Annotated in this window: 11 protein-coding genes; 5 read left to right on the top strand and 6 right to left on the bottom strand. The window is 62.3% G+C overall.

Annotation, left to right across the window (positions count from 1 at the left end; translation table 11 throughout):
* Positions 1–70: 70 nt before the first annotated feature.
* Positions 71–403, bottom strand: a complete 333-nt coding sequence (locus ACK1VC_RS02960; protein ID WP_016484235.1) for a DOPA 4,5-dioxygenase family protein — start codon at positions 401–403, stop codon at positions 71–73.
* A gap of 52 nt (positions 404–455) precedes the next feature.
* Between ACK1VC_RS02960 and ACK1VC_RS02965 the strand changes: the two genes are divergently transcribed.
* Positions 456–1,010 carry an NAD(P)-dependent oxidoreductase gene (locus tag ACK1VC_RS02965; protein WP_060519827.1) on the top strand — a complete coding sequence of 185 codons (555 nt, stop codon included), beginning with the start codon at positions 456–458 and terminating at the stop codon, positions 1,008–1,010.
* Positions 1,011–1,041: 31 nt separating this feature from the next.
* On the opposite strand, the gene ACK1VC_RS02970 is transcribed toward ACK1VC_RS02965, so the two are convergent.
* Positions 1,042–1,941, bottom strand: coding sequence for a choline sulfate utilization transcriptional regulator (locus ACK1VC_RS02970; RefSeq protein WP_023047112.1), 900 nt, complete (start codon positions 1,939–1,941; stop codon positions 1,042–1,044).
* A 108-nt stretch (positions 1,942–2,049) separates the two neighbouring features.
* Between ACK1VC_RS02970 and betC the strand changes: the two genes are divergently transcribed.
* The 3 genes from betC (at position 2,050) to ACK1VC_RS02985 (ending at position 6,197) form a co-directional block, all read left to right on the top strand.
* Positions 2,050–3,567: a choline-sulfatase gene (gene betC / locus ACK1VC_RS02975; protein ID WP_191087129.1), complete on the top strand. Its 1,518-nt coding sequence runs from the start codon at positions 2,050–2,052 to the stop codon at positions 3,565–3,567.
* 14 nt (positions 3,568–3,581) lie between these two features.
* Entirely contained in the window at positions 3,582–4,505 is a 924-nt protein-coding gene (gene choX / locus ACK1VC_RS02980; RefSeq protein ID WP_095116352.1) for a choline ABC transporter substrate-binding protein, read from the top strand.
* Positions 4,506–4,631: 126 nt separating this feature from the next.
* Positions 4,632–6,197: a SulP family inorganic anion transporter gene (locus tag ACK1VC_RS02985; RefSeq protein ID WP_191087128.1), complete on the top strand. Its 1,566-nt coding sequence runs from the start codon at positions 4,632–4,634 to the stop codon at positions 6,195–6,197.
* Between the two features lie 130 nt (positions 6,198–6,327).
* Here the strand turns inward: ACK1VC_RS02985 and aroE are convergent, their stop codons facing one another.
* Together aroE and hemF are read right to left on the bottom strand one after the other, a co-directional pair.
* Positions 6,328–7,152 carry a shikimate dehydrogenase gene (aroE, locus tag ACK1VC_RS02990; RefSeq protein WP_016484229.1) on the bottom strand — a complete coding sequence of 275 codons (825 nt, stop codon included), beginning with the start codon at positions 7,150–7,152 and terminating at the stop codon, positions 6,328–6,330.
* Positions 7,153–7,177: 25 nt separating this feature from the next.
* On the bottom strand, positions 7,178–8,089 hold the full coding sequence (gene hemF / locus ACK1VC_RS02995) for an oxygen-dependent coproporphyrinogen oxidase (protein ID WP_016484228.1): 912 nt from the start codon (positions 8,087–8,089) through the stop codon (positions 7,178–7,180).
* A gap of 134 nt (positions 8,090–8,223) precedes the next feature.
* Here hemF and ACK1VC_RS03000 point away from each other — a divergent pair, with 134 nt between their 5' ends.
* Positions 8,224–9,201, top strand: coding sequence for an NADPH:quinone reductase (locus tag ACK1VC_RS03000; protein ID WP_191087127.1), 978 nt, complete (start codon positions 8,224–8,226; stop codon positions 9,199–9,201).
* A gap of 354 nt (positions 9,202–9,555) precedes the next feature.
* On the opposite strand, the gene ACK1VC_RS03005 is transcribed toward ACK1VC_RS03000, so the two are convergent.
* Together ACK1VC_RS03005 and ACK1VC_RS03010 are read right to left on the bottom strand one after the other, a co-directional pair.
* Positions 9,556–9,864 carry a hypothetical protein gene (locus tag ACK1VC_RS03005; protein ID WP_023047733.1) on the bottom strand — a complete coding sequence of 103 codons (309 nt, stop codon included), beginning with the start codon at positions 9,862–9,864 and terminating at the stop codon, positions 9,556–9,558.
* A gap of 484 nt (positions 9,865–10,348) precedes the next feature.
* Positions 10,349–10,792, bottom strand: a complete 444-nt coding sequence (locus tag ACK1VC_RS03010; protein ID WP_096425424.1) for a hypothetical protein — start codon at positions 10,790–10,792, stop codon at positions 10,349–10,351.
* Positions 10,793–11,016: the final 224 nt, after the last annotated feature.

The following is an 11,016-nucleotide window of genomic DNA, read 5'->3' on the forward strand; positions in this document are numbered from 1 at the left end:
TACAGGGTATTGCGATCGCCTTGTAGGAGCGGCCTTGTGCCGCGAAGAGGCCGGCACAGGCAATACACATCTACCCACCAAATATCGACAGCTTCAATGGCCGCACGGCCCCCATCCAGATCGCATGATCCCGGTGGTCCGCCAGTTCATCCCCGGTTTCGGGGTGCATGAATACCACCAAACCCTTGCGGTACAGCGCCAACCAAGGCAAAACCACCCCCACCACTTCAGGCCCGAACGCCAGCTGGCAGCTCCAGTCCGGATGCGGCCCCACCGGCTTTTGATGCATGCGCCCCATGGTCACGGGAAACAGCCGCGTCGCCTCCTCGCACAGCTCCCGCGCCTGCTCCATGGTCGCTGCGTCGTAATAAACGTGGGCGTGGTAACCCTTGATCCTCTGCACGATAACTCCTGATTGCGGTCCAACCATCACCACCTGCAAAGGAAGTGATGCAGTGAAAAACGCCGAAACCCCAGTATTCAAACTGGTCCTGTTCGGGCCTGAAAGCAGCCTGGGCAAAGCCATGATGGCCGAGCTGCTGTCGCGCCAGCACGAAGTCACCGCCGTGGTCGATGACCTCAACCGCCATACCGCACGCCCGGGCCTGCACTTCAAGATAGGCGGGCTGGACGATGCCGACCAGGCAGAGCAGGGCGCGGCAGGCGGCTCGGCGGTAATTGCCCTGTTGTCGGCGCTGGCGCCAGGTGACTTGCCGGGGCAAGCACGCCTGAGCGAGGCGCTGGTGGCGGGGCTTGAGCGTACGACTATACGCCGGCTGTTGCTGGTGGGCGATTTCGCTGTGCTGGATGAGCCGGCCAAGTACAGTGAGGTAGAGCGGGCATATGTGGACCAGGTGGTTGATGGGTTGCAGCGCAGTGCTTTGCACTGGACCTTGATCAATATGCCGCAGGCGTTGCCCGATGAGGGGTGGGCACGCGTGGCGGCGGGGATGGCGGATATGCTGGAACTGGACCTGCACCGGGGCGAGCATCTGAACTTTGTGGTCTAGATCGTCGGGGCTGCTGCGCAGCCCCAAAATCTCAAAGGCTGCGCTCATCCTCCAGCCACCCCACAAACCGCTCGATCAGCGCCCCACGCCGCTTGCGCGGCGGCAGCACCGCGTAATAACCGCGCTGCGAGCGCAAACTCCCCTGCAGCGGCCGGCACAGCAACCCTTGCTCCACCAACCCATCCACCAGGTGCCCCCAACCGATCGCCACCCCTTGCCCGGCAATCGCTGCCTGAATCAGCAACGTATAGTTATCGAACCGCAACTGCCCCGCAGGCGGTGGGCTGGCCACGCCAAACCCGCGAAAAACGCCGGCCCAGTCAAACCAGCGGCTGGCCTGCTCGCCCTTCAAATGCAGCAAGGGCAATCGTTGCAAACCCACGGCTGACAAGGGTTTGCCATCGGTCAGCCGGGGGCTGCACACCGGGAACACTTCCTCATCGAACAGCCAGCGGCTTTCACCCTGATGGAAGCGCCCATCACCAAACAGCACCGCCACATCCACGTCCGGGCGCAACATCCCCTGGCTGCGTTCACCGGTCACCAGGCTCACATCCACCTGTGGATAAGCCTCGTGAAAGCGTTGCAGCCTTGGCATCAGCCAGAACGCGGCAAAGGCAAAGTCGGTGGCCACCTGCAGCACTTCGCGCTGACCGCGCCCGCTGGCTTGGGAAATGCCGTCATCCATGGCTTGCAGGCCCTGGTGTACCTGTTCAAACAACAGCTGGCCGGCCTCGGTGAGCTCGATGCCCCGATAAATACGGTCGAATAGGCGCGTGCCCAGCTGGGCTTCCAGGCGTTTCACCTGCTGGCTTACTGCCGGTTGCGTGGTGCCCAGCTCCAGCGCCGCAGCTGTAAACCCCCGCAGGCGGGCCGCGGCTTCGAACACACGCAAGGTATCCAGCGACAGCTCGGCAAGGTGCTCAAACATAAGCTCAGCTAATCCCAGTTATTGCCCGGCATGGGCTTTACCCATGTTATCCGCAGTCGCATCTTGGAAGGCAAGCAAATCGCATAACCCTCAACGATGGAAGCCACCATGACGCGCCCGAATATCCTGTTCATCATGGCCGACCAGATGGCCGCACCCTTGATGCCCATCTACGCCCCTTCGCCCGTCCAGATGCCGCACCTGAGCCGCCTGGCCGAGCAGGCGGTGGTGTTCGATTCAGCCTACTGCAACAGCCCGCTGTGCGCGCCGTCACGCTTCACCCTGGTCAGCGGCCAGCTGCCCAGCCGCATCGGCGCCTACGACAATGCCGCCGATTTCCCCGCCGATATACCGACCTATGCGCACTACCTGCGCCGTCTGGGCTACCGCACTGCGCTGTCAGGCAAGATGCACTTTTGCGGCCCGGACCAGCTGCATGGCTACGAAGAGCGCCTGACCAGCGACATCTACCCGGCCGACTATGGCTGGGCAGTGAACTGGGACGAACCGGATGTGCGCCCAAGCTGGTACCACAATATGTCCTCGGTGCTGCAGGCCGGCCCGTGCGTGCGTACCAACCAGCTGGATTTCGACGAGGAGGTGGTGTTCAAGGCACGCCAGTACCTGTACGACCATGTGCGCGAAAACGACGGTCGGCCGTTCTGCCTGACCGTTTCGATGACTCACCCGCACGATCCGTACACCATTCCCAAACGCTACTGGGACCGGTACGAGGGTGTGGATATCCCCATGCCCCGTGCAGAGTTGAGCCAGACAGAGCTCGACCCGCATTCGCAGCGCCTGCTGAAAGTCTACGACCTGTGGAACAAGCCGCTGCCTGTGGACAAGATCCGCGATGCCCGCCGCGCCTACTTCGGCGCCTGCAGTTACATTGACGACAACATCGGTCAGCTGCTGCAAACCCTGGATGAGTGCAACCTGGCCGACGATACCCTGATCGTGTTCTCAGGCGACCACGGCGACATGCTTGGCGAGCGTGGCCTCTGGTACAAGATGCACTGGTTCGAGATGTCGGCGCGGGTACCGCTGCTGATCCATGCGCCCAAGCACTTTGCGGCAGCTCGGGTCAGTGCCTCGGTATCGACCTGCGACCTGCTGCCAACCTTGGTAGAACTGGCTGGCGGCATTGTGGATAACAACCTGCACCTGGACGGCCGCTCACTGCTTGGCCACCTGCAAGGGCAGGGCGGCCACGATGAAGTGATCGGCGAATACATGGCCGAAGGCACCGTCGGCCCGCTGATGATGATCCGCCGCGGGCCTTACAAGTTCGTGTACAGCGAAGAAGACCCATGTCTACTCTATGACCTGAGCCGCGACCCGCACGAGCGGGAGAACCTCGCCGGCAGCCCGGACCACCAGGCGCTGCTGCAGGCATTTGCCGATGAAGCACGACAGCGTTGGGATATCCCCAGCCTGCGCCAGCAGGTACTCGCCAGCCAGCGGCGCCGCCGCCTGGTGGCCGAGGCGCTGGCTATCGGCACGCTGAAAAGCTGGGACCACCAACCGCTGGTGGACGCCAGCCAACAGTACATGCGCAACCACATCGATCTCGACGACCTCGAGCGCAAGGCACGTTATCCACAGCCCGCACCCCTGGATTGAAAAGAGAGGCCGCCATGCACAAGTTCTCCGCCGCCGTGTTCGCCCTGGCCCTGGGCGTCGCCACGGCCCACGCCGCCGACAGCGACGCGCAATGCAGTACCGTAAAAATGGCCGACCCCGGCTGGAGCGATATCGCCACAACCAATGCCGTGGCGCGGCTGTTACTGGAAAGCCTGGGCTACCAGGTGAAAATCGACAGCCTGGCCGTGCCGATCATCTACGGCGGCCTCAAGGACGGCCGTGTCGACGCCTTCCTCGGCAACTGGATGCCCGCGCATCAAGGCTTCCATGACAAGTTCATCGCCAACGGCGATGTGCAGCAGCTGTCGCGCAACCTGGAGGGAACCGAGTTCACCCTGGCGGTGCCCGATTACGTGTGGAATGCCGGGGTAAAGGATTTTGCCGACCTGCAGAAGCATGCCGACCAGTTCGACAAGAAGCTGTACGGGATCGGCTCCGGCGCACCGGCCAACCTGTCGCTGAAGGCAATCATCGACAAGAATGAATTCAACCTTGGCCAGTGGAAACTGGTGGAGTCCAGCGAGCAGGCGATGCTGGCCCAGGTCGACCGGGCGGCGAAGAAACAGCAGTTCATCACCTTCCTTGGCTGGACCCCGCACCCGATGAACGTGAAGCTGAAAATGCATTACCTGACCGGTGGGGAAAAGTGGTTCGGCACCAAGGGCGAAGTGTACACGCTGACCCGCAAAGGTTATCCACAAGCGTGCCCGAATGCGGCGAAGCTGCTGGGCAACCTGAAATTTACCCTGGACATGGAAAACGCCATCATGGCCGAGGTTGTGGATAACAAGATCAGCTTTGATGACGCGGCCAGGGCTTGGATTAAAACGCATCCCGAGTTGCTGGAAGGGTGGTTGGCTGGGGTGACTACCAAGGCCGATGGCAATGCCCTGGAGGCCGTGAAAGCCAAACTGTAGTTTCAGACACGACGCGCCCCCTGTGGGAGCGGGTTCACCCGCGAATGCTGCATTGCATGTACCGACGCATTCGCGGGTAAACCCGCCCCACAGGGGACAGTGGACCTTTGGAAATGTGAATATCTCATGCATCGCATCATTCACCTGCTGCCCTTCCTCACCTGGCTCCCGCGCCAATCGGGCCGCAGCCTGCGCCAGGACCTGCTGGTCGGCCTGAGCGGTGCCATCCTCGCCCTGCCACAATCCATCGCCTACGCCCTGATTGCCGGCCTGCCCGCCGAATACGGCCTGTACGCCGCCATCGTGCCGGTGCTGATCGCCTGCCTGTGGGGCTCGTCCTGGCACCTGATCTGCGGCCCCACCGCCGCCATTTCCATCGTGCTCTACGCCAGCATCAGCCCGCTGGCCGTGGCCGGCAGCGCCGATTACATCACCCTGGTACTGTTGCTGACCTTGCTCGGCGGCATCTTCCAGTTGCTGCTCGGGCTTATGCGCTTTGGCGCGCTGGTCAATTTCGTCTCCCACTCGGTAGTGCTCGGCTTCACGCTGGGGGCTGCCATCGTCATTGCCTTGGGCCAATTGCCCAACCTGCTGGGCATGGACCTGCCCAGCCAGGCCACGGCACTGAAAACCGTACAGGACCTGGCCAGCCATGCAGGGGAGGTCGACCTGCCTTCCTTTATTCTGGGCCTGGCCACTGTCGTGATCGGTGTAGCCTTCAAACTGTGGCGCCCACGCTGGCCGAGCCTGTTGATAAGCCTGATGCTGGTCAGCCTGCTGGCTTGGCTGTTGCCGGGCTACTTTGGCCATGTGCCAAGGGTGGCGGCGTTTACCGGGCAACTCCCACCCTTCAGCCCGCTGCCTTTGCTGGATCTGGAACTGATGCTGCGCCTGCTGCCCAGCGCCGTGGCGGTAGGCATGCTGGGGCTGGTCACCAGCCTGTCGATTGCCCGCTCGTTGTCGGCACGTTCAGAACAACTGATCGACCCCGACCAGGAAATCCGCGCACAGGGCCTGTCGAACATCGCCGGTGCATTTTTCTCCGGTTACCTGTCTGCCGGTTCCTTCACCCGCTCAGGCCTGAGTTATGAGGCAGGTGCCCGCTCGCCCATGGCTGGGGTGTTCTCGGCGCTGTGGGTGGCGTTGTTTGCCGTTACCGGCGCCGGCCTGATCGCGCACCTGCCGATACCCGCCATGGCTGGCAGCATTCTGCTGATCTGCTGGGGGTTGGTGGACCATCGGGCGATTCGCGCGCTATTTCGGGTCAGCCGCTCGGAGTTTCTGGTGATGGCGCTGACGGCGGCGGCGACATTGTTGCTGGAGTTGCAGACGGCCATCTATGCAGGCGTGCTGGCTTCGCTGTTCTTTTACCTCAAGCGCACGTCACGGCCACGGGTGCAGCAAAGCCGGGAAGGGGACGCGGATGTGTTGCGGGTGGGCGGGTCGATTTTCTTTGGTGCGGCGCATTACCTGCAGGTGCGCTTGCAGCGCTGCCAGGGGCCGCATGTCGTGATCGATGCCCGGCAGGTGAATTTTATCGATTACTCGGGTGTGGATATGTTGCACCGCGAAGCGCGGCGGTTGCGGAGATTGGGCGGGAGTTTGACCCTGCACCGGGCCAGGCCGCAGGTGATCGAGGAATTGCAGAAGCTGGAAGGGGTGGAGTTGTGTCCGATCCGGTTTGAGGAGTGAGGCTGGGATCCTGGGGCTGCTGCGCAGCCCATTCGCGGCACAAGGCCGCTCCTACAGGGGATCGGCGTACGCAGTACTTTGTGGGAGCGGCCTTGTGCCGCGAATGGGCCGCAAAGCGGCCCCGGCAATTTCAGCCCCGAGCCAGTTGCCGGCGCAGCTCCGCCAACACCGGCGCCGTATCAGGTCGCACCCCACGCCAGATAAAGAACGCTTCAGCCGCCTGCTCAGCCAGCATCCCCAACCCATCGAGCACCTTGGCCGCACCCAGCCGGGTAGCCCACGCGCAAAACGGCGTCGGCTCCTTGCCATACATCATGTCGTAGCAAACCGTGCGCCCCGCCTCCACCAGGCTGTCGGCAATCGGCGGCATTTCTCCGGCCAGGCTCGCCGAAGTGGCGTTGATAATCACATCCACCGGCTCCTGCAACCAGGCAAACCCGCTGGCCACCACCGGCCCCAGCTCATCGAACTCACGCGCCAGCTGCTCGGCTTTCTCCACAGTGCGGTTGGCAACCACAAGGGACTGCGGGTTGTGCGCCAGAATAGGCTCCAGCACGCCTCGCACAGCGCCACCGGCACCGAGGATGAGAATGCGCTTGCCAGCCAGTTCGACCCCGGCATTTACCGTCAGGTCGCGCACCAGGCCAGCGCCATCGGTGTTGTCGCCTTGCAGGGTGCCATCAGCCAGCTTGCTTAGCGTGTTCACTGCGCCAGCGCGCTGGGCACGCGGGGTCAGGCTGTCGCACAGGCGGTAGGCCTCTTCCTTGAATGGTACGGTGACGTTGCCGCCGCTGCCTTGCTTGAAGAAGCCGCGCGCGCAATCGCTGAACTCGTCCAGCGGCGCCAGCAGGGTGGCGTATTCCAGGTCCTGGCCGGTCTGCTCGGCAAACAGGCGGTGGATCAGCGGCGACTTGCTGTGGCCGATGGGATTACCAAAAACGACGTACTGGTCCATGACGGCTCCTTGGTTATCCACAGGCTTACTGGCCGAGCCAGTCGCGGTCTTGCAGGAAGTACTCGGTCAGGCGTGCTTCTTCGCTGCCGGGTGCGGCCTTCCAGTCGTAGCCCCAGCGCACCTGAGGCGGCAGCGACATGAGGATGGACTCGGTGCGGCCACCGGATTGCAGGCCGAACAAAGTGCCACGGTCGTAGACCAGGTTGAACTCCACGTAGCGGCCGCGGCGGTATTCCTGGAACTCACGCTGCTGCGGGGTATAGGGCGTGTCCTTGCGGCGCTGTACGATCGGCAGGTAGGCGTTGATGTAAGCATCGCCGATGGCACGGATGAAGGCGAAGCAAGTGTCGAAGTCCCACTCGTTCAGGTCATCGAAGAACAGGCCGCCGATGCCGCGTGGCTCGCCACGGTGCTTGAGGTGGAAGTAGCGGTCGCACCAGGCCTTGTAACGCGGGTACACGTCGGCGCCGAACGGTGCGCAGGCCTGTTCGGCCACGCGGTGCCAGTGAATGCAGTCTTCTTCGTTGCCATAGTATGGGGTCAGGTCGAAGCCGCCGCCGAACCACCATACGGCCTCTTCACCTTCCTTTTCGGCGATGAAGAACCGCACATTGGCGTGGGAAGTGGGCACATGCGGGTTGTGCGGGTGGATCACCAGCGACACTCCCAGGGCCTCGAAGCCCCGGCCCGCCAGTTCAGGCCGGTGGGCGCTGGCCGAGGGGGGCAGACCGGTACCAAACACATGGGAGAAGTTGACCCCGCCTTTCTCGATCAGCTTGCCGTCGCCAATCACCCGCGTGCGGCCCCCGCCACCGGCTTCGCGCACCCAGGCATCCTCGACGAAACGGGCGCCGCCGTCTTCTGTTTCGAGGGCAGAGCAGATGCGGTCTTGCAGGTCGAGCAGGTAGGCTTTCACGGCCTCGGTGCGGCTAGTCATCGGGTCACCAGGAACGGGCAGGGAAGAATTCGCGCGTAGCATACCACCGCCAGCGCGCGCGCCGCAGTTGACGGCGATCACGCAAAGGCGTCCGATAGAAGGCCTTTTCCCGATCCCGACTACAGGAGTGCGAGATGGCCAAGCGTATCCAGTTCAGCCAGCATGGCGGCCCGGAAGTGCTGCAGTTTGTGGAATTCGAACCCACCCCGCCCGGGCCGCAGCAGGTGCGCGTGCGTAACCACGCCATCGGCCTGAACTTCATCGACACGTACTTTCGCAGCGGTCTGTATGCTCCGCCGTCCCTGCCTTCTGGCCTGGGTACTGAGGCGGCCGGCGTGGTCGAGGCTGTGGGCGAGGGTGTCAAACGCCTGAAGGTGGGTGACCGCGTGGCCCATGCCGGCGGCCCGCTGGGTGCCTACAGCGAAGTACATACGCTGCCGGAGGCCAACCTGGTCAAGTTGCCCGACAACATCAGCTTCGAGCAGGCCGCAGCGGTGATGCTCAAGGGTTTGACCGTGCAGTACCTGCTGAAGCAGACCTATGAGGTGAAGGCGGGTGATGTAATCCTGTTCCACGCCGCAGCGGGTGGCGTCGGTTCGCTGGCCTGCCAGTGGGCCAAGGCCCTGGGCGCCAAGCTGATCGGCACCGTGAGTTCTGCCGAGAAGGCCGAGCGGGCCAAGGCGCTGGGGGCATGGGAAACCATCGACTACAGCCACGAAGATGTGGCCAAGCGGGTACTGGAACTGACCGACGGCAAAAAATGCCCGGTGGTGTATGACGGGGTAGGCGCCGATACCTGGCTCACCTCGCTGGACTGCCTGCAGCCACGCGGGTTGATGGTGAGCTTTGGCAATGCCTCGGGCGCGGTGAGCGGGGTGAACCTGGGGATCCTGGCGCAGAAAGGCTCGCTGTACGTCACCCGGCCGACCTTGGCGACCTATGCCAATAATGCCGAGAACACCCAGGCCATGGCCGATGACCTGTTTGCGATGATTGCAAGTGGCAAGCTGGTTGTGGATATCCAGCAGCGGTATCCATTGAGCGAGGCGGCCAAGGCGCAGGCAGAGCTGTCGGCGCGCAGGACTGTGGGGTCGACTGTTTTGTTGCCTTGAGAAAAGCGGGGAATTGCGTCAGGGCGGCCAGGCGCACGCCTTGAGAGTTTCAGCGCCTGTGACATCGAGCGCCGCCCGCGCGGCGCTTCGCGGGGCAAGCCCGCTCCCACATCTGTTTCGGGCCAATTATTCCTGTGTCAGGTGGGTTGCAGCTTTGGTGCATGGCTGCAGATCGAGGAACCGCAGTTGCGCACCCCTCGATATCAAATGGAACAAACAAAGCGGGCAGCGGTGACTTCCCAGGAGGGATTGGCCCGAAACAAATGTGGGAGCGGGCTTGCCCCGCGAAGCGCCGCGCGGGCGGCGCTCGATGTCACAGGCGCTGAAACCCTCAAGGCAGGCACCTGTCAGCCCTCACACCTTCTTTTGCGGCTGCGGTGTCGACTCGATGCCATCGAGTATCGCCTCAATCACACCCTCCGCCATTTCAATCGCATGCAGGTTCGACCAGAACATGCCACGGCCCTCTTCGCGCATGTAGTCCAGGGCTTTGTAGCCGGTTTCGTAGGCGCTGCGCAGGTACAGGGCTACGTGGACCAGAGCGTCCTCGGCGGAAATGTTCGGGTTGACGGTGAAGAGCGGGTCATGGCCGGCGTCGCAGCGGCCGAAGGGGCGGGTGGAGGTGCATGGAAGGGGTGGATCGGGGACTATTTTCTTGCTCATGGGAATTCACCTGATCAGGGCGGCCGCTCAATCCGTTACCACACGAAATGGGTGGCAGCTGCACGCGGGGTGGTAAACCGGACGAATCCCAAACCCGGCAGGCTCGAAAGCCTCCCGCGCACAGCCGCCATGGCTGCCATTCAGAATTCGCACATCCGGGTTACCACACCCGATCGCCAAGTTATTCGGCGACGGTTTAAGCCTAAGGGCAGAGGTTCCCACTGAGAAGGTGATGGCAGAGGACGCGGCTCGTAGGATATTTCCGAAGTGGCCAACTGGACAGCCATTTTGGCAAAAATCAGAAAACCCTGATCCAGTAAAAGCCAACATGAAGCGCATGCACAGCGCGCTAGAAAAAGGTCCCGGCTTGACCGTAAAGATTCGGAAGGGTAGCCTTTGTGCTTGTGGATGTACTGGTGCGCCGGTTGAGTTTCAAGTTATCCGGGCGAGTGCATCCCCACCCTTTAGGCCGCTTAAGCGGCCTTTATTTTTTGGGCTTGTTTCTATCCCCTTTAGGGATGATGGAATAGAGCTCTGCCTTGGGCTTGCGGGCCGTCAGTTCAAAAATCGCCTCATCAAGGACCTCATTGCCATAGCCATCATTGCGGCCAATCGTGCTGCGAAGGGCCGTCATGTGCGTGGCGCCTTTCCAGATCGATGTCACCGCCAATGCTGCCTCAATCTGCAGAACCATGTCATCGATGGCGTAACCATCCCGTAATACCCGGCTCCTGTAGGCATGGCTACCAATAAAGACGATGCCTGGGTCCTCCAGCAGCGGCAAATCCTGCCCTTCTTTCTGCCTATTGATCGCTTCGAACTGATCGGCGGTGAATCTACCGATTTCCACCGCTCTGACCCGATGGTTGGACGCAAGCTGCTCGAGATTCGCCCTTATCAGGTATTCGGCATTTTCGAATAGCGGCATTTGTCCCAGTGCTCCCGCCGAATGACGACGGCCTTTGCTAGCGCAAAGATCGAGCGCCGCCCATGCGACGCCTGGCCATCAAGCTAGAGGGAGGGGGTTCTGCAGGGAAGGTGACGACTGACGACGCGGGCAGTAGGAATTTTCCCGAACTACGTGCCGGCCAACCATTCGAGACAAAATCAGAAAAATCTGCAGGGGTTTGCCGCCCAATCGCCGGCAAGCCC

This window comes from Pseudomonas sp. XP2, from assembly GCF_053557975.1.